General features: G+C 31.2%; 13 protein-coding genes and 3 rRNA genes. 11 read left to right on the plus strand and 5 right to left on the minus strand.

Annotated features, from left to right (window positions below; translation table 11 throughout):
- Positions 1-109 precede the first annotated feature (109 nt).
- Positions 110-1474, plus strand: coding sequence for a circularly permuted type 2 ATP-grasp protein (locus LPB137_RS02915; RefSeq protein ID WP_076084168.1), 1365 nt, complete (start codon positions 110-112; stop codon positions 1472-1474).
- A 1-nt stretch (position 1475) separates the two neighbouring features.
- A complete protein-coding gene (locus LPB137_RS02920; protein ID WP_076084171.1) occupies positions 1476-2141 on the plus strand; it encodes an alpha-E domain-containing protein in 666 nt (221 codons plus the stop codon).
- Between the two features lie 46 nt (positions 2142-2187).
- Here the strand turns inward: LPB137_RS02920 and LPB137_RS02925 are convergent, their stop codons facing one another.
- The 4 genes from LPB137_RS02925 to LPB137_RS02940 form a co-directional block, all read right to left on the minus strand.
- The gene (locus LPB137_RS02925; RefSeq protein ID WP_076084173.1) at positions 2188-3120 is read right to left on the minus strand and encodes a transglutaminase family protein; all 933 of its coding nucleotides are present in this window, start codon (positions 3118-3120) and stop codon (positions 2188-2190) included.
- A 2-nt stretch (positions 3121-3122) separates the two neighbouring features.
- Positions 3123-5621, minus strand: a complete 2499-nt coding sequence (locus tag LPB137_RS02930; protein WP_076084176.1) for a circularly permuted type 2 ATP-grasp protein — start codon at positions 5619-5621, stop codon at positions 3123-3125.
- On the minus strand, positions 5622-8990 hold the full coding sequence (locus tag LPB137_RS02935) for a transglutaminase family protein (protein ID WP_076084178.1): 3369 nt from the start codon (positions 8988-8990) through the stop codon (positions 5622-5624).
- Between the two features lie 196 nt (positions 8991-9186).
- Positions 9187-10038: a transglutaminase family protein gene (locus LPB137_RS02940; RefSeq protein WP_076084181.1), complete on the minus strand. Its 852-nt coding sequence runs from the start codon at positions 10036-10038 to the stop codon at positions 9187-9189.
- Between the two features lie 245 nt (positions 10039-10283).
- On the opposite strand from LPB137_RS02940, the gene LPB137_RS02945 reads away from it, so the two are divergent.
- Together LPB137_RS02945 and mfd are read left to right on the plus strand one after the other, a co-directional pair.
- Entirely contained in the window at positions 10284-10592 is a 309-nt protein-coding gene (locus LPB137_RS02945) for a hypothetical protein (protein ID WP_076084184.1), read from the plus strand.
- Entirely contained in the window at positions 10592-13579 is a 2988-nt protein-coding gene (gene mfd, locus LPB137_RS02950; RefSeq protein WP_076084187.1) for a transcription-repair coupling factor, read from the plus strand. Before LPB137_RS02945 ends, mfd begins: the two co-directional genes overlap by 1 nt.
- Positions 13580-13748: 169 nt before the next feature.
- Here the strand turns inward: mfd and LPB137_RS02955 are convergent, their stop codons facing one another.
- A complete protein-coding gene (locus tag LPB137_RS02955; RefSeq protein ID WP_076084190.1) occupies positions 13749-14747 on the minus strand; it encodes an endonuclease/exonuclease/phosphatase family protein in 999 nt (332 codons plus the stop codon).
- Positions 14748-14806: 59 nt separating this feature from the next.
- On the opposite strand from LPB137_RS02955, the gene LPB137_RS02960 reads away from it, so the two are divergent.
- From LPB137_RS02960 to LPB137_RS02990, 7 genes are all read left to right on the plus strand, one after another.
- A complete protein-coding gene (locus LPB137_RS02960) occupies positions 14807-16051 on the plus strand; it encodes a BaiN/RdsA family NAD(P)/FAD-dependent oxidoreductase (RefSeq protein ID WP_076084193.1) in 1245 nt (414 codons plus the stop codon).
- Positions 16052-16395: 344 nt separating this feature from the next.
- Positions 16396-17912 (plus strand): 16S ribosomal RNA (locus LPB137_RS02965).
- Between the two features lie 412 nt (positions 17913-18324).
- Positions 18325-21239: ribosomal RNA gene (locus tag LPB137_RS02970) — 23S ribosomal RNA — on the plus strand.
- A 167-nt stretch (positions 21240-21406) separates the two neighbouring features.
- A 5S ribosomal RNA gene (gene rrf, locus LPB137_RS02975) occupies positions 21407-21522 on the plus strand.
- Together the 16S, 23S and 5S rRNA genes form the textbook arrangement of a ribosomal RNA operon.
- Positions 21523-21758: 236 nt before the next feature.
- Positions 21759-22436 (plus strand): response regulator transcription factor, encoded by a 678-nt coding sequence (locus LPB137_RS02980; RefSeq protein ID WP_083657081.1) that lies wholly within the window; start codon positions 21759-21761, stop codon positions 22434-22436.
- On the plus strand, positions 22429-23682 hold the full coding sequence (locus LPB137_RS02985; protein WP_076084196.1) for an ArsS family sensor histidine kinase: 1254 nt from the start codon (positions 22429-22431) through the stop codon (positions 23680-23682). The genes LPB137_RS02980 and LPB137_RS02985 overlap by 8 nt, the downstream gene beginning before the upstream one ends.
- Before the next feature lie 29 nt (positions 23683-23711).
- Positions 23712-24827, plus strand: a complete 1116-nt coding sequence (locus tag LPB137_RS02990; RefSeq protein WP_076084199.1) for a BaiN/RdsA family NAD(P)/FAD-dependent oxidoreductase — start codon at positions 23712-23714, stop codon at positions 24825-24827.
- The last annotated feature ends 49 nt before the right edge of the window (positions 24828-24876 follow it).

A 24876-nucleotide genomic window follows, 5' to 3' on the forward strand; every position in this document is an offset into this window, starting at 1 on the left:
ATAGAATTATTGTATCAATATTATACAAATGTAAAATATACTCCATTTACTATAAAAAATAGTTTTTTAGTAATTTGAAGCAGAAAAAATTTTTGACTAAGGGTGTTCAATGTTAGAAAAACCAACGGAAATTAATACAAAATTTTGGGAAATATTTTCAAAACAAGATAGACAAAAGATAGAAGAGTTTAAAGTTTATATGGATAAGTTTGCAGTCAATTTTAATCTTTATAAAGATGGAAATTTTGTAGAACAATCTTTACCTTTTGATGTAATACCACGTATTATTTCTAAACAAGAATTTAGTAAGATTGAAAAAGGATTAGTTCAAAGAGTAACAGCTCTAAACCTTTTTTTAGAAGATTTGTATACAGATGCTAAAATTGTGAAAGATGGTATTGTTCCTAAAGAATTTATTGAAAATGCAGAAGGTTACTTAAAAGAGTTTGTTGGTTTTTCACCATCAAAAAAAATAAGAGCACATATAAATGGTATTGATCTTGTAAAAGATTCTAAAGATGATGAATGGGTTATTTTAGAAGATAACTTAAGAGTACCAAGTGGTTCAAGTTATCCATTATCAGTACGTAATACTTATAGAAAAATATATCCAGAGTTTTTTGAAAACTTTAAAATAGAACCAATTCAATCTTATCCAAAATTTATTACTGATGCGATGAATTATGTAAACACTGGAGGAATTAATGTTTTATTAACTCCTGGACGATTCAACTCTGCTTATTATGAGCATAGTTATCTTGCTGAAAAAATTGGTGCACAACTTGTACGTGCTCATGAATTAGTAGTAATAGATAAAAAAGTATATTTTAAAAATTATAATGGACAAAAAATACTTGTAGGTTCAATATATAGAAGACTTGATGATGATTTTATTGATCCGAAGTTTTTCAATCCTGAAAGTCTTATTGGAGTTCCAGGTCTTGTAGAAGCATATTTAAGTGGTAATGTTGCTTTAATGAATGCAATTGGAAATGGTGTTGCTGATGATAAAGGGATTTATTACTTTGTACCTAAGATGATTAAATATTATCTTAATGAAGAACCTATTTTAAAAAATGCTCCAACTTATCTTCCTTATTTTAAAGATGATATGGATTATGTAATGAAAAATATGGAAAAACTAGTAATAAAAGATGTTGCAGAGGCTGGTGGTTATGGTGTTTTATTCGGACATTCTATGAGTGCATTACAAATTGAAGATCTTAAAGTTACTATTAAAGCAAATCCACGAAGATTTATAGCACAAGAACTTATTCAATTCTATGATGAAAAGTGTTATTTAAATAATGAATTAAAAGATAGAAAAGCAGATTTTAGGGCATATGTTGTTGCAGGAGAAGATGTAAAAGTTTGGAATTGTGGACTTACACGATATGCATTAGAAGAAGGAAACTTCCTTGTAAATTCTTCACAAGGTGGCGGATTTAAAGATACTTGGGTAATGGAGTTATAAAATGGATCAATTATTAACAGCAAATGTTGCTACAAATATGTATTGGCTTGGCCGATATTTAGAGCGTGTTGAAACAGCACTTTATAAAATAGAAAAAGCATTTAATATGACGATTGATGTTGATAAAAATGCTGGTGTAGATCTTTACAAAAAATTTGGTGTAGAATTAGAATATACTGATTCATCAGACTTTTTAAAAGAAGCTATATATGGTGATCATGAAGCTAATGTTATGAATATTACAAGTAATGCTAGAGAAAGTGCAATTATTAGTCGTATTTATATAAATAATTCTGCATTTGGTGAGATTATTGAATTAGATGCACTATTTAAAAGAAAATTTAATGATACTATTCCTATAGATTATAAAGATTTAGATCATGCACTTTCTTTAATAAAAGAAATTTGGGGTGAAACTGCTAGTAGAAAAAAACAAAAAAGTAGTGATTACTTTTTTAAACTTGGCAGACTTATTGAAGAATTAGATATTTGCATAAGATTCTCTAGAGATTTTGAAATACTAAAGCAAATTATCGAAGAGATTAATTCAATATTTGAAATTCTCAATCCAGAATTAGACTTAAAAATTGATTCTCCAAAAGATGAATCAGATATTGATATTAATAAAATTCATAGCTTAGTTAATGAATTAATAGTTGAAGATTAATAGCAATTAGCACTTAGATTTTTCTTTGTGCTAATTACCTTTTCATTTATTGTTGATTTTGTTGTTGAGTTTGTATATTAATTAGTTCTTTTTCTTCTTTTCTTACATCAACCATAACTGTTAATTTACTATTTCCACTACTGTATACTACACCTTTTAAAGGTGAAATATCATTGTAATCTCTTCCTGAACCTAAAAGTATATGTTGATCTGTCGGAATAAGATTATTTGTAGGATCAAACTCTACCCATCCTGCATTTGGTATATATATACTAAACCATGCATGAGAAGCATCAGCTCCAAAAAGTTTTTTCTCACCCTTTGCTGGTAATGTTTCTATGTAACCACTCATATATTTAGCAGGCAAGCCTATTGTTCTTAGTGCAGATATTGCAAATTGTGCAAAATCTTGGCATACCCCTTTTTTTGCTTCAAAGATTTTTTCAATGGGTGTAGTTATATCACTAAAGCCTGAAACAAATTTAAAATCTGTAAAAATACGTTGCATAAATTCTTGAGTAGCTTCGAAAACATCTCTATTTTTTTGAAAAGATACTAAAGCATATTCTTTTATTTTTAAAGATGCTCTTGGAATTAAATCAGATTCAAATAGATATTGCTTTGCATGTAAATCATCAATATTAAACTTTGATAAACGATCAATTGAAGCTCCATATGTTAGGCTATTTTTTTTAATATTTTCAATATATTCTCTTCTTTGTTCAGGATATAATTCTATTTTAGATTTTCCAATAACACTAAGTGATGTATGAGGTTCTCTTATTAACATGTAAGTATTTGTATTTCCAAACATATCAATAAACTCTTTTGAATCGTAAACTTCAGGTGATATCTGCATTGTAAAGTCGATTACCCTTTGATAGTTTGTACTTTTAGGTTTAAGTCTGGCAATATTATGACTAAAAGAAACACTATCTTGATATCTAAATTCTGTCTTATGATAAATATTATAAACCATTGTTACTCGTCATTATGTGAAAAATAAGTATTTGAAAACTCATTCGAGCACTCTAAAAATAAATCTGATAACGAAGATAATTTCTTATCTAATTGCACATATATTCCTTCTTCTTCTTTAATTTCCATTAAAGTTTGTAAATTCATTGATTTTAATAGTTCTTGTGCTTTTAACATAGCTTTTTCGTATGAAGTAAAATCTTTTTTGGCCTTTGGTAATTCCTTAAACTCTTTTAGAAGATTTTCAGTCATATAGGTTAAAGATTTTGGAAATTGTGGATTTAGTATTAAAAAATCTACAACATTTTCTAATGTTAATGAGCTTTTATAATGTGCTCTATAAGCATTAAAGCTACCTAATGAAGTTAATATTCCTTCTAAAACATCATATCCAATTGATTTATCAAGTTTTAAACATAAAATAGACCTAGCTTTTGAAATCAGATGTAATGAATCTTCAATTTTATAACCAATATCGTATAGTATTAAACCTTGTTCTTTAAAGATACTTTCTTTTACTAGTTCTTTATACGCCATCATATAAATAAGAAACTTATCAAGTTCACTTGCCATTGACATAGATGAATCATTTTTTTTGTTTATAAATTTATTCCAACTTTTTTGCATTTCTTCAAAAAGTTTCCAAGATTCTAATGTTAAAAGATCTTTAATATTAACATTAGTATTTGCAAGCATCATTACCGTTGATGCTAAAGAACCAGCTCTATACATATCCTTAATTACAGATGTAATTTCTTTAATTGGATTAATATTTTGAACTTTTTCATTATCAGCGTTAATAAAACCTGGATAAGTCATTGTCATATGTGTTAATGCATTTTGTAATATTATTTGAGATTCATTTGAAGTTAATACTTCATTTCTATAGAAATTTGTAATCTTCTTGATTATATGTAAAATTAATCTAGAAGTAGAAATAGACCTAGAAAGATATCTTCCTAACCAAAAAAGATTTTCAGCTTTTAATGTAGAAATTTCATCAATTGAAGTTTCAATATATGGCGTGTGAGTTAGTGAATTGATTTGACTTAAAGGAATATCATCTTTTCCTAATATCCATAAATCTTTACTAATTCCACCTTTTCTTTTTGATGAAGTAAGTAAGTTTTCTTTATTTTCTGAAATTCTTACAAGTCCACCATTCATTACAGAATAATCTTCATCTTTTTTTAAACAAAAAGTTCTAATCACGGCATTTCGTGGTTCAATTTTTCCTTCTGTATAGTAAGGTACCGTTGAGAATTCTATTTCTTCTTGAGCAACATATTGATGTGGGTTTTGAATAAGAAGATTAATAAGATTTTTTTTCTCATCTTTAGATAATTTTCTTCCAAAATATACTTTTATATTATTTGGTATATCAATTTTTTTGATAATTAGTTTGTCAAAATGTTCTAAAACAAAATCAAGTTCTTTTTTTTGTCCACACCACCAAGTTGCAATTTGAGGAAGTATTAAATCTTCTTTTAAAAAGTATTGACAAATTTTTTTCATAAAAGGATTAAGTCCAATATTTTCAGCAACTGCACTTCCTATTGGATTTATCATATTAAGATTATCTTCTCTTAATGCTTCTACAAGTCCAGCAACACCAAGTCTAGAATCATTTCTTAACTCAAGTGGATCTGAGTATCTATCATCAACTCTTCTTAAAAGTGTATTGATTTTTTTAAGGCCACTTAAACTTTTTAGCCATACTGTGTTATTTTTTACAAGTAAATCTTGGCCTTGAACCATATTTAATTCTAAAAAATTACTAAGGTATGCATGTTCAAAATATGTTTCATTGTAAGGTCCAGGAGTTAACAACGCAGCAGATGAAATATCACCTTTTGTTAGTTTTTTTAATAAGTCTTTAAACTCTTGTATAAATGATGCTAATTTTTTTGTTTCAATACTAGGATATAAATCTTGAGCAACAACATTCATTGTTAATCTATTTTCAATAGCATAGCCTAATCCAGATGGTGCTTGTGTTTTATCACTAACAACCCACATTTTACCATTTGGACCTCTTGCAATATCAGCAGCATAAAAGTAAAGATTAAAATCTTCTTTACTTCCAAAATCAAAAACTTCAGTTGTAAAACCTTTGTACCCATAGATAACTTCTGCAGGTACAATGTTGTTTTTTATAAGTTTTTGTTCTGAATATAGGTCTTTAATAATTAAATTAAAAAGCTTTGCTCTTTGTTGAAGACCTTTTTTAACTATTTTCCATTCTTCTTCTTCAATAACAAAAGGAATTGGATCTAAGCTCCAAGAACGGTTCTTAGGTCCATCATGGTCATCATAGATATTATATGTTACACCATTATCTTGAAGATGCCAATCAATTTCACTTTGTTTATCTTCTAAAGTATGTAATCCAGCATTTTCAATATCAGATACAACTTCTTTCCAACAATCCCTTATGTTATCCTTGTCATCATGCATTTCATCAAATAATGACTCAGAAACATAAGTATCAAATATGCTCATTTATTGCTTTGCCCACTTTCTTCTTAAATCTAATGTATTTGGATATTCTAAACTTACAGGAATTTCTTGGAAAAGGAATTTCTCATTATTAAGTTTATCTTTTAAAACTACTGCTCTTTTAGCGCCATTTATTTCTACTAAGTTTTTTTGTACACTTGAAGAAGAAATATGTTCTATTTCTCCTTGTGTATGATTAAATGGTTGGAATCTATTAATTCTTCTTGATTCTGCTTCACCTGCATTAATTGGGAAAGTTTCATAAGTTCTTCCACCTGGATGTGATACATGATATGTCATTCCACCAATTGATCTTTCATTCCATTTATCAACAATATCGAATGTAAGTGGCGTATCAACACCAATTGTAGGATGTAATGCTGACCAAGGTTGCCATGCTTTATATTTAACACCTGCAACAAATTCACCTTCAACTCCAGTAGGGCTTAAAGGAATTACAACTGAATTACAAGTAAGAATATATCTTTCAGGAACAAAATTATTTACTTTAATTTGAACTCTTTCTAATGATGAATCAACATATCTAGATGTTCCTTGAGAACCACTTTCTTCTCCAAGTACATGCCAAGGCTCAATTGCAGCCCTAAGCTCTAGATGTACATTTTCAACTGTAGCCATTCCATATAGAGGGAATCTAAATTCAAAGAAAGGATCAAACCAATCAAGATTAAAGTCATAACCTTCATTATTTAAAAACTCAACAATATCTTTCATATCTTCTTTTACATAATGCTCTAATAAAAACTTATCATGAAGCTGTGTATTCCATCTTACTAGCTTATGAGTATATGGTTTTTTCCAGAACAATGAAACTAATGTTCTAATTAGTAAATTCTGCATTAGTGCCATTTTAGGATGTGGAGGCATATCAAAACCACGTAGTTCTAAAATACCAAGTCTTCCTGTACTTGAATCTGGTGAATAAAGCTTATCTATACAAAATTCAGAACGATGAGTATTTCCTGTAATATCAGTTAACATATGACGGAATAGTCTATCAGTTAACCAGAAAGGTACGTCTTCACCTACTGGAATTTGAGAAAATGCAATTTCTAATTCATAAAGATTTTCTAATCTTCCTTCATCAACACGAGGTGCTTGAGATGTTGGACCTATAAAAGCTCCTGAGAAAAGGTAAGATAAACCAGGGTGATGTTGCCAAAATGTAATAAAGCTTCTAAGAACTTCAGGACGTCTAAGTAATGGACTGTCTTCTGGTCTCATTGCTCCAATTGTAACGTGATTTCCACCACCTGTTCCTGTATGTTTTCCATCAAGCATAAACTTCTCTGTTCCAAGTCTAGATTCTCTTGCATCATTATAAAGTGTAAATAAATTTGATGTTAAATCTTTCCATGTATTTACAGGTTGAATATTTACTTCAATTACACCTGGATCTGGAGTAACTTTTATAGTTTCTAAACGTAAATCATGAGCTGGTTCATACCCTTCTAGAACTATTTTTATTTTAAGTTTTCTAGCAACTGCTTCAATTGAAGCAATTAAATCTAAAAATGCTTCTGTATGATTTAAAGGTGGTAAGAATATATAAAGCTTACCATCTCTTACTTCAACATTTAATCCTGTTCTAATAAATGTATCTTCTGGATTATTTTTATTTTTTTTATTTCCTGCATCTTGAGCACGTTTTTCTGCTTTTTTCAAAAACTTCTTAAGTTTTGGTGCTTTTGCAAAAAGATCTGGCTCAAAATGTAAAGGTAATTCATTTTCAGGATTTTCAATAAGAGAATCCATAGGTAATCTAAGTCCTAAAGGTGAATCACCAGGAATTAAGAAAATCTTATCCCGTCTAAATGTCCAATAAGAAGTCATCCATTCACTTTCAGCATAGTTTAAAGGTAAGATATAACCAACAGGTTTACTTAAACCTTGACTAAGAACTCTTGCAATAGTTTTTCTTTCAATTGAATTATCAATATCATATTCAGCTGAATCAATATCAATTGGTAATTCAGCTTCTTTCATAATATAATGAATAGGATCTTCGTAAGCTGGAAGTATAGTTTTATCAGATACTTTTAAAGTAAGTGCTAAATATTCAATAAATTTTTTAGCATCATCATTTGTGTATTCATATGTTTCATTCATATTTGCAAATAAATCTGGGTTTTTCCAAATTTTCTTACCATCTTTTCTCCAAATAATTGAAGTTTGCCATCTAGGAACTGGTTCACCTGGATACCATTTCCCTTGTGCGTAATGAAGCATTCCACCTTTACCAAAAGAGCTTAAAAGTCTTCTTGACAATTTATCTGCTAATTCTCTTTTTAAAGGACCATCAGCAGCTGTGTTCCACTGCTCAGATTCCATATCATCAATAGATACAAAAGTAGGTTCTCCACCCATTGATAATCTTACATCATTTTTTTGAAGTTCATCATCAACTTTATAACCTAAAGAATTTATTGCATCCCATTGGTCATCTCTGTATGGTTTTGTAACTCTTGGAGATTCAAAGACTCTTGTTACAGTATTTGAAAAATCAAACTCTGTTTCACATTTATCACTTAAACCTTCAATTGCATGAGCACTTTCATAATGTGCAGTACATGCAAGTGGTATATGACCTTCACCTGCAAATAATCCACTAGTAGAATCAAGTCCTACCCATCCAGCACCTGGAAGATAAACTTCTGTCCAAGCATGTAAGTCTGTAAAGTCTTCTTCAGGACCACTAGGACCATCAAGAGATTTTTCATCTTGTTTTAATTGAACTAAGTAACCTGATACAAATCTTGCTGCAAGACCTAAACTTCTTAATACTTGAACAAATAACCAGGCATAATCTCTACAGCTTCCAAGTTTTTTATCAAGAGTAGTCTCACAATCTTGTACACCAGCTTCTAAACGAACTGTATAATCTAAATATTTATATATTTCTGTATTTAAATAAACAAGGTAGTCATTAATTTTACATTCTTTTAAATCAAGTGATTTAACGAATTTCTTAAGCTCTTTCCCACTTTCCGTAACTTCAAAATATGGTTTTAGTTCTGCTTTCAATTCAGGTTTATATTCAAAAGGAAATTGCTCAGCATATTCTTCAACAAAAAAGTCAAAAGGATTAATTGAGATTAAGTCTGCAATAACTTCTACATCAATTCCAAACTCTTTTACTTTTTCAGGGAAAACAACTCTTGCTAAATAATTCCCATAAGCATCTTGTTGCCAATTAATAAAATGATTCTCAGGAGTTATCTTCATTGAGTAAGCATCAATTGGTGTTCTACTATGAGGTGCTGGTCTCAACCTAATTGTGTGTGGTGAAAGAGAGATATACTTATCGTATTTATAATGTGTTTTATGAGATAGGACTACTTTTAATGACATTTTTTTTCCTTAATAGATTAATTAATAAATATAAAATTATAACATTTAATTTTATGTCAGTTTTGTCTATACTTAAATATTCAATATAGACAAAAAACTTGTAAACTTGTTTACTATTTTAACTTTAATTATAACATTGTAACACTTATAGGAGACTACAAGTTTCTAAAAATCAAATTTACTTCTTGATAGATATCTAACATTGTGTAACCCATACTCCAACATCAAGATTAGATTTTGCATCACCTGCAAATGAGCCAGATATTGGAGGAACAGCATGTGCAAGCCTAGATACTGCAACTGGAATATGATCTTTCCCAACTAAATCTCCAATTGTAGGATCAAAACCTTTCCATCCAACCCCTGGCAAATAAACCTCTGCCCAAGCATGTGTAGAGCCTATTTGTTCAGACATAAGTGGTGCATAAAGATAACCACTTACAAATCGTGTTGCTAATCCTAGACATCTAACAGCTTCCATAAACAAAAATGCAAAATCACGACAAGAACCTGAATTTAAACTTAATGTTTCTTTAATACTTTGAACACCAGTTTCTTCTCTGATGTTATATACTAATGAGCTATAGATATATTTTGTTATTTTTTGAAGAAGTGTATATGTTTGAATTTCTTCATCATATTTCCAGATATTGAAAATCCAATTATTTAATAATTGTCTAGTTTCTTCATCTGGTAAAACTCTATAAGGTGATAATAGAAACTTGTCATCTTCTTTATAGTCAAATGGGTAAGTAATAGCATAGTCTGAAACTATAAAATCCAATGGTGATATATTATATTGTTGAAGTATTACTTCACTTTCAATAAGAAGTTGTTGTGTAATATGATTAAAGTTTGCTACTGCAACTGAGTTGTTTTCAATATCTCTGTGCCACAATATCTTAGTTTCGGGTGTACATTTTAATGTAAAGGATTCTATTCTTAGTTCATAATCTTCTCTTGGACGTAAAAGTAAATGATGAGTTCCTAAGTCTACTCTTTCTGTATAATTATAGTAAGTACGATGAACTATTTTATATCGTTGCATATTAATATCCTAATACAGAGTTATTATAAAGTTAAAGTGCTAGTTATATATAAAAAGCTGTACATATCTTAGCAAATTTTTTGAAGTAATTAATTAACATCTGTTTATTTTATAGTATATATGTAGAATAATTTAGTTTTAAAGAAGTATAAATAAGAGTTTATTTAAAAGACTCTTATTCATAAATTAAACCTATTTTTAATACAATACGATTTAATGAGATAAATATATAGGAATTATAAATTATGGAAAATATTGAAGTATTAGTGTTATTAGATGTAAGTGGTTTAGAAGATGAAGAAAAATTAAATAAATTTTTAAAAAGAAAAAGTTTTAAAGTAGTAGAGGGTGAAAAGAATGTTTATACATCAACATCAACTACAACTTTAGTTACAACAAAAGCATTCATCTTACAAATGTTCAAAGAAGGTTTAGAAAAAGCAGGGTTTAGTGATGCAAATTTAATCTTTTTATTAAATGAAACACCTTATCCAGCATATTACTATGATAAAATAACAAAAGAATTCGAACTTTCAAAAGAAGAAAATCAGTAGTGAATAATATTTATGAATTTTTAAAAAATTTAAAGGATGATAAAAAACTAAAAGAGTGTGAACTTTTAATTGTAAATGACGATAAGCAAGCTCAAATTGCTAGTGATATTGTCTCTTTTTTAGGTTTTACTCCTTTTGTATTATCAGATTTTAGAGCAAACTTTGGTGATGATTTATTATCTTTTTCAACTGAATTACAAGAAATCACTAAAGTATTAAATGAGTTTTACTCTCACAAAAAACAAAATAAGATTTTAATTTCTCCTGTACGTACAATCTCTTTTTCTCTTCCTAAAGAAAAATGCTTTGACTCCTATGAAATAAATTTTGCAGATACTATAAAAATAGAAGAATTCAAGTCAAAACTTTACAATTGGGGATACTATTTTGTAGATATTGTAACAAGTGAAGCAGAAGCTTCAATTAGGGGAGATATTATTGATATTTGTCCACTAGGGAGCGAATTTGGATATAGAATCTCACTTTTTGATGATGAAGTTGAAAGTATTAGAAAATTTGATATTGAAGATCAAAAATCAACTAAAGATGAGATAGAAACTATACAAATTAGTCCTGCTTTTTTAGCTTTAGATGAAGAAACATATGAAGGTATAACAGAAGAAATTCTAAAAGTTTCAAGTGATGCCTTTATTAAGGATATTCATTCTTTAGGTTTTTGGTATTTAAATGACTTAGGTGAATTTTTACCAAATTCTATGAATTGTTTTATAACTCAAGAATCACTTGAAGAACTCGATGAAGTTTATGTTTTTGAAGAAAAAAGAATAAATAAAGATAAGTTTTTAACAACTCCACAAATTTTTAAAAGTAAAACTCATAAAGAAATAGCTCCTGCAAATATTAAAGAGTTCATCTCTTTTCATGAAGGTAAAAAAGTTACTATTATTTCTAGTACAGAAGCTAAAGTAAAAGCTCATGATTTAGATTTAAGTGATAGCAAAATCAAGTATTTAATCGAACCTTATATTATTAATCTTGTAAGTAATGATGAGGTAATAATCTCACTAAATCAAGAGATTAAAAAAAGAAGAAAGAAAAAAATAAAACTAGTAATTGATGAATTACAAGTAAATGATTTTGTTGTTCATGAAAAACATGGAATTGGACAATATAAAGGAATAGAACCTGTTACTGTAATGGGAGCAAAAAGAGATTTTGTAATTGTTACATATGCAGGAGATGATAAGCTTTTAATTCCTGTTGAAAATATTGATTTAGTAGATAGATATGTAGCAGATGGAAGTTCATATGCTGTAGTTGACAAACTTGGAAAAGGCTCTTTTGCTAAATTAAAAGAAAAAGTAAAAGATAGATTATTTGCTATTGCAAATGATATTATAAAATTAGCAGCAGCACGTGAGCTTGTAAATGGTATAAAAATAGATACTAATAAACACACACTACAAGAGTTTAGAAAAAGTTCAGGTTTTGATTATACAAAAGATCAAAGTCGTTCTGTTAGTGAAATTTTTAAGGATTTAAGCTCAGGTCGAGTTATGGATAGATTGCTTTCAGGAGATGTTGGTTTTGGTAAAACAGAAGTTGCTATGAATGCACTTTTAGCAACAATTCTAGATGGACATCAAGCAATTTTTGTCTGTCCTACGACACTACTTGCAACTCAGCATTTCCATGGAATGCAAAAAAGATTTGAACCTTATGGAATTTCAATGGCTAAACTTGATGGAAAATCAACAGCAAAAGAAAAAAGTGAAATCAAAAAAGGTTTAAGTTCTGGAGAAATACAGTTTGTAATTGGAACTCATTCATTATTAGGAATTACTGCTAAAGATTTAGCTTTAGTAATAATCGATGAAGAACATAAATTTGGTGTAAAACAAAAAGAAAAACTTAAAAACTTACGAGAAGATGTTCATATTTTCTCAATGAGTGCAACCCCAATACCAAGAACACTAAATCTTGCCCTTTCAAAATTAAAAGGAATGAGTTCACTACTAACACCTCCTAGTGAAAGATTAGGTGTTAGAACTTATGTAAAAGAGTATAGTGACAAATTAATTAAAGAGATTGTTTTAAGAGAAAAAAGAAGAGGTGGACAGCTTTTTTATGTTCATAATAATATTGCTTCAATTGAAGCAAAAAAAGCAGATATAGAAGAGATTATCCCAAATATTAAAGTTGAGATTATCCATTCAAAAATCAAACCAGCAGATGCTGAAAAAATTCTTGATGCCTTTGAAGAAAAGAAATTTGATATTTTACTTGCAACTTCAATTGTTGAATCAGGACTTCACCTTCCAAATGCAAACTCAATTATAATTGATGGTGCAGATAGATTTGGAATTGCAGATTTACATCAATTACGTGGACGAGTTGGACGAAGTAATAAAGAAGGATTCTGTTATTACGTAGTTGAAGATAAAAAGCAAATTACATCAGATGCAGTTAAAAGATTAGTAGCTTTAGAATCAAACTCATATTTAGGAAGTGGAACAGCATTAGCTCATCAAGATTTAGAAATAAGAGGTGGTGGAAATATTATTGGTGAAGCTCAAAGTGGTCATATCAAACAAATTGGCTATGGTTTATATCTAAAAATGTTAGAAGATGCACTTTCAACTCTTAGTGGAGATTCAAAAGAAGAGAAAAAAAGTGTAGATATTAAGTTAGCTATTTCTGCATTTATCTCAGATGATTACATTGTTGAAGATAGAGTACGACTTGAATTATACAGAAGGCTTTCAAAATCAATAGATAAAGAAGAAGTTTATAAAATAGAAGAAGAAATGGAAGATAGATTTGGAAAACCAGATCTTCCTACAAAACAATTCTTAGAATTAATTATGATTAAGATTTTATGTTTACAAAAAGGTATTCAAACAGTAAGTTCATATGAAATGAATATTACTTTTACAAAAGCAGATGATACAAAAGAAACAATTAAAAGCCCAAGTAAAGATGACGATGATATTATTATTACAACTTTAAAATACTTAAGAAAATAAATTAGCATAAAAAAAGGCCAAATATCTTTTGATATCTGGCCTTTTTTCTTAAGGAGAAAAGTAAAAATCGCAAAAAAATTACTTTTATTTGAGTAAGAAAGATTCGCGGTCTTTCTTAAACGATAAAAGTATTATATACTTCAATTGTTAAGCTTTTGTAAATACTTAATTAATGAAAGGTTAATTCGCACAAAACTTGTGCATGATCACTTGAAAGTAGTGAACCATCATGATTAGTTTTAATAGCTTCATCAAAAACTTCAAAAGAAGAAACAGAAGCTATGTTTTTTTTATTTTTTTTATTAAACTCTTTTGATAAAAAAATATAATCTAAAACGTTTCCTTTTCCAGCAAAGTAACTAGTAGGAACTCTCTTCGCTTCTTTTTGTTCAGGGTGAGGATTATATACTTTATTCTCAATTTGAAAATATGAATCATGTAATATAAATGATTCTCTTCTTTTTTCATCATGATATTTATTGTTACTTAAAGCATCTATTGTAATTGAAAACTCTTTATCATTTAAATCTGTCATTAAAACACATGGTTTCTTAGATTTCTTAATATCAAAGAATAGTGAAGAAGCTTCACAAAGTCTAGTTTTCAATGCTTCGGAATATTTATCTTTAAGTGCTTTATTGATTAATTCTTTTTTGTGTTCTAAAGTATCTTTTTCATTAAATACATATTCAAATTCATTTAATCTATTTGATTTTAGATGACAAACATAAACTAAAAAGTCTTCTTCATTAGGAAGAGTAATTGTAGCTTTAATTGGAATTCTAGAAAATTTAAAAAATCCTTCATATTTATGTTTTTTAATACTTGGAATATGAACTTTTACTTCTTGCATATTAGAAATTGGATATTTAGAAGCAATTGCAACAGTCGTAGACATATAAATTAAAGGATTAGTTTTACTAACTTTTGGAACATCTACTGTTTCAAAATAATTGTATCCAAGTTCATTAACTAAAGTCTTAAGTGCATCTCTAGAGAATACTTCTTGAAAACCAATAATATCTGCGTTCATTTTAAGTATTTGCTTTTTAATCCATGAAGTTTTTATAAGCCATTGCTTTTCTGTAAATCTTTCTTTTTTCGTGTACCAAGAGTATGGAGGTTTTGTAAATTGAAATAGGTTAAATGTGGCAAGTCTTATTTTCATGCCCAAATTGTATCTAATTTTAGACAATATATTCAAGCATCTTTGGTTATTATTAGCAAATGAAAACAAATATATATGATCTAATAGTAATAGGTTCTGGCGGTGCTGGAATGATTGCTGCAATAACTGCAAGAAAATTAGGAAAAAGTGTACTTCTTTTAGAAAAACTTCCAACACTTGGTGCAAAATTAAAAGCAACAGGCGGAGGTAAATGTAATTTAACTAACACATTAAGTAATGAAGACTTTATGAACTCATTTGGGAAAAATGGTCGGTTTATGAGTACTGCAATACAAATGTTAGATAAAAACTCATTGAGAGAATTTTTTGAAAGTATTGGAGTTCAAACTGATACAAAAGATGGTTTTAGAATTTTTCCAGTAACTCACAACTCATCTACAATAATTAAAGCTTTAGAAAAAGAGTTAAATAACTTAGCAGTTGAAATACAATGTGATGTAAAAGTTGAGAATTTACTTTGTAATGAAAACAGTATCTCAGGAGTTAAAACAAACAAAGGAAACTTTAATTGTAGGAATGTAATTGTTGCAACAGGTGGTTTGGGCTTTCCAATGTTGGGTGCTAATGGTGATGGTTATTCTTTTGCAAAAGAGTTAGGACATAAAATTACAGATTTATATCCTGCAATGCTTCCTGTTTATACAAAAGAAACATGGGTGGCAAATTGTACAGCGGATACTATTGCAAAAGCAATTATAAAAATTGATTTAAAAAAAGCAAAGAAACTAAAAGCAGTTGGAGATTTGATATTTACATCAAAAGGTTTAAGAGGTCCAGTTGTTTTAGATTTTTCAAGAGAAATTACACCATTATTAGAAAAATATGATGAAGTGCCTTTACTTATAAACATGGTAAAAGGAAAAACTGAAGATGATATTTTTTCACACTTTAAAAAACAAGCAAAAGAAAAACCAGATGCAAATGTTTTAGAAGTTTTATCTTTACTTCTTCCTCAATCAGTTTCAAAAGAGTTATGCAATATTGTAAATGCAGATACTTCTTTAAAATTTAAAGACCAAATAGGAGAAGTTAGAAATAATCTTGTGAAAATTGTAGCTTTAACTCCATTAACAGTAATAGATTCAGTTGGCTACAAAAAAGCAATGATTACAAGAGGTGGAGTAACATTAAAAGAAATAAATCCAAAAACAATGCAAAGTAAATTAATAAATGGTTTATATTTTTGTGGTGAAGTAATGGATTTAGATGGACCTTGTGGCGGTTATAATTTACAATGGTCATTTTCAAGTGGTAATCTTGCAGGACATCTATTAAAAGAGTAAAAACTTAAATTTTAAAATTTAAGCTTATTTAAAGAAAAACCTCTTGACAAAGCATAAAAAATTCTCTATAATTCCCGTCCAATTTAAGTAGAGCGCAAGCGACACATAAACGGATGATCTTTAACAATGTAATGAAGTTTGTAAAGTAATCTTTATAAACTGAATATAATACTCTAATATATAATCTAAAATAAATAGATTTAAAAAAAATAAAAAAATTATAACAAGAATTAATTCTTGTCTATAAATTTGAGTGATAATTTTGTATAACAATACAAATTTGTCAGTATCAAACTAAACGCGTTTATAAAACTTGACATTAAGTCAACTTTGTATCGCACTTCTTTATGGAGAGTTTGATCCTGGCTCAGAGTGAACGCTGGCGGCGTGCTTAACACATGCAAGTCGAACGAGAACGGATTAAAGCTTGCTTTAATTGTCAGCTAAGTGGCGCACGGGTGAGTAATATATAGGTAACGTGCCTTCAAGAAGGGGATAACAATTGGAAACGATTGCTAATACCCTATATGCCTTTAAGTCTTAAGACTGCAAGGGAAATATTTATAGCTTGAAGATCGGCCTGTACAGTATCAGTTAGTTGGTGAGGTAATGGCTCACCAAGACAATGACGCTTAACTGGTTTGAGAGGATGATCAGTCACACTGGAACTGAGACACGGTCCAGACTCCTACGGGAGGCAGCAGTGGGGAATATTGCACAATGGACGAAAGTCTGATGCAGCAACGCCGCGTGGAGGATGACACATTTCGGTGCGTAAACTCCTTTTATATAGGAAGATAATGACGGTACTATATGAATAAGCACCGGCTAACTCCGTGCCAGCAGCCGCGGTAATACGGAGGGTGCAAGCGTTACTCGGAATCACTGGGCGTAAAGAGAATGTAGGCGGATAGAAAAGTCAGAAGTGAAATCCAATAGCTCAACTATTGAACTGCTTTTGAAACTTTCTATCTAGAATATGGGAGAGGTAGATGGAATTTCTGGTGTAGGGGTAAAATCCGTAGAGATCAGAAGGAATACCGATTGCGAAGGCGATCTACTGGAACATTATTGACGCTGAGATTCGAAAGCGTGGGGAGCAAACAGGATTAGATACCCTGGTAGTCCACGCCCTAAACGATGCACACTAGTTGTTGTGAGGCTAGACCTTGCAGTAATGCAGTTAACACATTAAGTGTGCCGCCTGGGGAGTACGGTCGCAAGATTAAAACTCAAAGGAATAGACGGGGACCCGCACAAGCGGTGGAGCATGTGGTTTAATTCGACGATACGCGAAGAACCTTACCTGGACTTGACATAGATAGAATATAACAGAGATGTAATAGTGCTAGCTTGCTAGAACTATCATACAGGTGCTGCACGGCTGTCGTCAGCTCGTGTCGTGAGATGTTGGGTTAAGTCCCGCAACGAGCGCAACCCTCGTCATTAGTTGCTAACAGTTCGGCTGAGAACTCTAATGAGACTGCCTGGGTAACCAGGAGGAAGGTGAGGACGACGTCAAGTCATCATGGCCCTTACGTCCAGGGCTACACACGTGCTACAATGGGGTATACAAAGAGCAGCAATACCGTGAGGTGGAGCAAATCTCAAAAATATCTCCCAGTTCGGATAGCAGTCTGCAACTCGACTGCTTGAAGTTGGAATCGCTAGTAATCGTAGATCAGCAATGCTACGGTGAATACGTTCCCGGGTCTTGTACTCACCGCCCGTCACACCATGGGAATTGAACTCATTCGAAGCGGGAATGCTAAAGTAGCTACCCTCCACAGTGGATTCAGTAACTGGGGTGAAGTCGTAACAAGGTAACCGTAGGAGAACCTGCGGTTGGATCACCTCCTTTCAGAGAAAGAGACTTAATTCGTTTTAAGTCTCATCAAGAAAAACAATAAAGAGTATTATGTTCGGTTTATAAAGATTATTAAAAACCTTACATATTAGAGTTTAGTTATTCAAACTAAATATAAGTACTTAATATAAAGTATTTATATTTGGTTTAATTACCAAAACGCGTTACCTTGAAAAAACTTGTTTTTTTAAGCTAGCAAGATATTTAAAAATATAATGTTAAAGTCTTTTAATTTTTTCATTAATTAATACTAATTTATTAGTAAAGATTAATAAACAATTTTAAAAACTATCTAAGAGATTAGATAGAACACAATTTATTATTTTATGTAATGTACAGAAATGTATGTTTAATAAGATAGTAGCCAAAGAATAATTATCAAATGCGACAGATTAAATTCTGTTTATTATAAGCTATTAAGGGCTAATGGTGGATGCCTAGACTGTAAGAGGCGATGAAGGACGTACTAGACTGCGAAAAGCTACGGGGAACTGTCAAGAAGTTTTGATCCGTAGATCTCCGAATGGGACAACCCAGCTAATAGAGATATTAGTTACACGAAAGTGGGCAAACCTGGTGAAGTGAAACATCTCAGTAACCAGAGGAAGAGAAATCAAAAGAGATTCCCAAAGTAGCGGCGAGCGAAATGGGATTAGGACAAACCCTATGCTTGCATAGGGGGTTGTAGGACCAAGATGTGAGACTAGAGAATATAGATGAATAACCTGGAAAGGTTAAGCGTAGAAGGTGATACTCCTGTAATCGAAATGTTCAATAGCTCTATTGGTATCCTGAGTAGGACGGAACACGTGATATTTTGTCTGAATCTAGGGGGACCACCCTCTAATCCTAAATACTACTTACAGATCGATAGTGAACAAGTACCGTGAGGGAAAGGTGAAAAGTACTCCAGCGAGGAGAGTGAAATAGAACCTGAAACCATTAGCTTACAATCATTCGGAGCCCTATGATTTATCAGGGTGACGGACTGCCTTTTGCATAATGAGCCTGCGAGTTGTGGTGTCTGGCAAGGTTAAGCCAAGTGCGAAGCCGTAGCGAAAGCGAGTCTTAATAGGGCGACTTAGTCAGATGCTGCAGACCCGAAACGAAGTGATCTATCCATGAGCAGGTTGAAGCTGGTGTAAGAGCCAGTGGAGGACCGAACCGGTGTGCGTTGAAAAGTGCTCGGATGACTTGTGGATAGGGGTGAAAGGCCAATCAAACTTCGTGATAGCTGGTTCTCTCCGAAATATATTTAGGTATAGCCTTGCGTAGTAGCATATAGGGGTAGAGCACTGAATGGGCTAGGGCTGCTTACCGCGGTACCAAACCCTATCAAACTATGAATACTATATGTGTAATCGCAGGAGTCAGGCGTAGGGTGATAAAATCCTATGTCGAGAGGGGAACAACCCAGACTAACAGCTAAGGTCCCAAAGTCATATCTAAGTGGAAAACGATGTGGAGTTACTGTGACAACCAGGAGGTTGGCTTAGAAGCAGCCATCCTTTAAAGAAAGCGTAACAGCTCACTGGTCTAGTGATTCTGCGCGGAAAATATAACGGGGCTAAGATATGCACCGAAGCTTTAGATTCAATATTTATATTGAGTGGTAGGAGAGCGTTCTATTCAGCGTTGAAGATGTACCGGTAAGGAGCGTTGGAGCGGATAGAAGTGAGCATGCAGGCATGAGTAGCGATAATTGAGGTGAGAATCCTCAACGCCGAAAACCCAAGGTTTCCTACGCGATGCTCGTCATCGTAGGGTTAGTCGGGTCCTAAGTCGAGTCCGAAAGGGGTAGACGATGGCAAATTGATTAATATTTCAATACCAACAAACAAGCGTGATGTGGGGACGCATAGAGTTAATCGAGCTCACTGATGGAATAGTGGGTCGAAGGACGTAGGTCGTAATTTAGGCAAATCCGGATTACATGAGACCGAGATCTTACAGGCTCCTGACACTCTTCGGAGGAGATGGAGAATCGATGATACTGTCGTGCCAAGAAAAGCCACTAAGCATATTGTTTGTTGCCCGTACCGTAAACCGACACAGGTGGGTGGGATGAGTATTCTAAGGCGCGTGGAAGAACCCTGGTTAAGGAACTCTGCAAACTAGCACCGTATCTTCGGTATAAGGTGTGCCTACTTTGGTATAGGAATTTACTTCCGAAAGCTAGAGAGGTTGCAACAAAGAGTCCCTCCCGACTGTTTACCAAAAACACAGCACTTTGCTAACTCGTAAGAGGATGTATAAGGTGTGACGCCTGCCCGGTGCTCGAAGGTTAACTGATGATGTTAGATTTATCGAAGCATTTGATTGAAGCCCGAGTAAACGGCGGCCGTAACTATAACGGTCCTAAGGTAGCGAAATTCCTTGTCGGTTAAATACCGACCTGCATGAATGGCGTAACGAGATGGGAGCTGTCTCAACCAGGGATCCAGTGAAATTGTAGTGGAGGTGAAAATTCCTCCTACCCGCGGAAAGACGGAAAGACCCCGTGCACCTTTACTACAGCTTGACACTGTAGCTTGGATATTCATGTGCAGGATAGGTGGGAGGCTATGAAACTAGGATGCCAATTCTAGTGGAGCCATCCTTGAGATACCACCCTTGAATATTTGAGTTACTAACTGGGAAGAGTTATCCTCTTTCAGGACAATGTCTGGTGGGTAGTTTGACTGGGGCGGTCGCCTCCTAAAAAGTAACGGAGGCTTACAAAGGTTAGTTCATGGCGGATGGAAATCGCCAGTTGAGTATAATGGCATAAACTAGCTTGACTGTGAGACATACAAGTCGAACAGAGACGAAAGTCGGTCATAGTGATCCGGTGGTTCTGTGTGGAAGGGCCATCGCTCAAAGGATAAAAGGTACGCCGGGGATAACAGGCTGATCTCCCCCAAGAGCTCACATCGACGGGGAGGTTTGGCACCTCGATGTCGGCTCATCGCATCCTGGGGCTGAAGCAGGTCCCAAGGGTATGGCTGTTCGCCATTTAAAGCGGTACGCGAGCTGGGTTCAGAACGTCGTGAGACAGTTCGGTCCCTATCTTCCGTGGGCGTAGGAAAGTTGAGGAGATTTGTCCCTAGTACGAGAGGACCGGGATGAACGTACCACTAGTGTACCAATTGTTCTGCCAAGAGCATCGTTGGGTAGCTACGTACGGATGAGATAAGCGCTGAAAGCATCTAAGCACGAAGCCAACTCCAAGATTAACTTTCCCTGAAGATCCCAGCAAGACTAGCTGGTTGATAGGCTAGATGTGTAAGCGTTGTAAGACGTTTAGCTGACTAGTACTAATAGATCGTTTGGCTTATTTATAATTCAAATTTAGTATTCTTTGGTTTACTATCTTATTAAGTGTACAGTATGTATGAATAAAAAATAAAATGTGTTGACTTTAACATTATTAATATCTTTACTCACAGATTAAGTTGAGTAATGAGTATACTAGCATTTTTGCAATGGTATATTGATTACTCAGTTTTGCTGGTGGTTATAGAGAAGAGGAAATACCCAGCTCCATTTCGAACCTGGAAGTCAAGCTCTTCATCGCTGATAATACTGCAGGGTCCCCTTGTGGAAACGTAGGCCACTGCCAGCTCTTGAGTATTTATTCAATTAGCTTATCAACTAACAATCTTTATTGTTATTTGGTAAGCTTTTTTTTAGCCTTTTTTTTAGCTTTTTTACCTTCATTTTCCTTTTAAATTAATCATTTTTATTCTTGTTATAATCCGTTAAAATTCTTATGTCATAATTATTCAAATAAAGTAATGAATGAAAAAGAGATAATATGATAAAATCATTTAAACAGTTTAAAACACTTAAGGAAATATTTTGATAGAAATAGCAATGATTGAAGATGATACAGAGCTTGCTGAAATTTTAACAGAATATTTAAAACAATTTAATATTAAAGTAACTAATTATGAAGATCCTTTTTTAGCTTTATCTTCTTTAAAATTAAATACCTATGATTTAATTATCCTAGATCTTACACTTCCTGGTATGGATGGTTTGGATGTTTGTAAAGCAATTGTAAAAGATTTTGATATCCCTATTATAATTTCTAGTGCAAGAAGTGATATTACAGATAAAGTTACTGCTTTACAATTAGGTGCGGATGATTATTTACCTAAGCCTTATGATCCTAGAGAACTTGAGGTAAGAGTAAAAACAATTTTACGAAGATTTAATCATACAAATGTTCAAGAAGAAAAGAGTAAGACTTTTAAATTAGATTTAGACAAAAAAGAAATTACAAAAAATGATAAATATATTAAATTAACAGCAGCAGAATTTGAAGTATTGTCTTTACTTATAAAAAGAGAAGGCTTTGTTATTTCACGTGAAGATATTTTTGATAATTCAGATTTATTAAATCAAGATTATGAAGGTTCTGGTTCTTTAGCAGTTATTATAAATAGAATTAGACAAAAAATTGAAGATAATCCAAAAGAGCCAAAATATCTTCATACAATTAGAGGAATGGGGTATAAATTTCATAATGAATAGACAATCAATATTTTTTACTATTACAGTTAGTTTTATAATTTCAATTATTTTAGTAATTGCAAGTTTTGGTATTTTGATGACTGAAAACTATAAAGTTAAAGAAGCTGAGTTATTAAAAAAATATATGCCAATTATTAAAGTAGTTATTCGTAAACATCACAAAGGTGGATTAAACCTTAGTTTTGCAAAAAGTTTGGAAGATTCAAATTTTACATTATTTAGTAACAATGGTAAAATCAATGCAATTACATATAATCCACAAACGAAAGTTTTGATTGAAAGAAAAGACCCAAGAGCAAAAATTATATTTAGAATATTGCAATTAAAAGATAATAATTACTTGTATATGAAAAGAAAAAATAAAACAATCTTAATTAAAGATAATTCTAATACTGAAGGTAATAGTCAGATTTATATTATTTTAGTTTTTGCTATTGTAATTATTACTATTATCTTAATGTATCTTATTACAATACGAAAATTAATGCCTTTAAAAATATTAAAAGATAAAGTAAAGACTTTAGGGGATGAGAATTTTGATTTTGAATGCTGTAATAGTGATTCAAAAGATGAAGTTTCCCTTTTAGGAATGGAGTTTAAACAAACTGCATTAAAATTAAAAAGTTTGAAAGAATCTAGAAATATTTTTATTAGAAATATTATGCATGAGTTAAAAACACCAATTACAAAAGGAAACTTTTTAACTCAATTAGAACAAAATGAAGAAAACAATGAAAAACTAAAATCTGTTTTTTCAAGACTAGAGCAGCTTATAAATGAATTTGCATCTATAGAAGAGTTAATTTCTTCTACAAAAAATATTGAAAAGAAATTTTATTTTTTAGATGATGTAATTGATAATGCTAAAGATATCTTAATGCTTGAAGATGAATCTGTAATTAGTAAATATGAAAATAAAAAAATAAATGTAAATTACAAACTATTTTCAATTGCTAGTAAAAATTTAATAGATAATGCTCTTAAGTATTCATTAGATAAAAAAGTTACAATTTCTACTGAAAATGAGAATATAATATTCGAGAACTCAGGAAAAGAATTAGAATATGAATTAGAAAAATACTTTGAACCATTTTTTGCAAATGAAGATAAATCAAAAGATTCTTTTGGTTTAGGATTATATATTGTTCATAACATTTTAAAAGCGAATAACTATACATTAGAGTATGAATATAAAGATGGACTAAATAGGTTTATTTGTAAAAAGGAAGAAGAATCTACGATATAGCAATAATAGGTGCGGGAGCCAGTTCTTTAATGCTTGCTTCTAATCTTGATAAAAGAAAATATAAAAACATTTGTGTAATAGATACAAATAAAAAAGTTGGGCCAAAAATAAAAGTTTCAGGTGGAGCTAAATGTAATATAACAAATGAATTAGTTACAAATAAAAACTATTTAGGTGATAGAAATTTTGTTAAAGAAATATTATCTAAATACACTAAAGATGATTTACTGAATTTTTTAAATAAAAATGGTGTAAATCCAAAAATAAATCCTAAAATTGTAAAAGGTACATATTTTTGTAACTCATCTCAAGATGTTATTGATATGTTTTTAAAGCTTATTACTCATGTTAAGAAATATTTAGACACAAAAGTTTTAGATCTTGATTTTATTGAAAAGAACAAATACTATAAAATTAAAACAAATAAGCAAATTATTGAAGCAAAAAAAATAGTTGTTGCCAGTGGTGCTTTATCTTATCCAGTTTTAGGAGCTAGTTCAATTGCTTTTGATATAGCTTCAAAATTTGGTCATAGTGTTGAAAAACTTGAACCTTCACTTGTTGGTTTTACAGTTCAAAAAGATCAATTTTGGTTTAAAAACTTATCAGGAATTTCTACATATGTAAATACTTTTGTTGAAGGAAAAAGATTTGAAGGTTCATTTCTTTTTGCACACAAAGGATGCTCAGGTCCTGTTATTTTAACTTCATCACTGTATTGGAAAAAGGGACAATTAGCTATTGATTTTTTACCAAATAAAAAAATGGAAAGTTTTTTTAAAAGTAATAAAAAAATATCTTCAAGTTTACCACTTCCTAAAAGATTTATAGAAGAGTTTTTAAAATCAATTGATTTAGAAGATAAAGCTATTTCATCACTGAAAAATGATGAAAAAGAAAAATTATCATTATTAAAATATTATGAGTTCTCACCTGCTGGAAACTTTGGATATACTAAAGCAGAAGTCACACGTGGTGGAATAAATACGGATGAAATTGATCATAATACTTTTGAAAGCTTGAAACAAAATGACTTATATTTTATAGGTGAGTGTTTAAATATTACAGGAGAACTAGGTGGTTTTAATTTTCAAATAGCATTTTCACAAGCAAATATTTGTGCAAAGCATTTAAATCAACTCTAAAGAAAGTTATACCTAAACATACACTTGCTACAATCACAAAATATAATGA

Source organism: Poseidonibacter parvus, assembly GCF_001956695.1.
GTDB classification, from domain to species: domain Bacteria; phylum Campylobacterota; class Campylobacteria; order Campylobacterales; family Arcobacteraceae; genus Poseidonibacter; species Poseidonibacter parvus.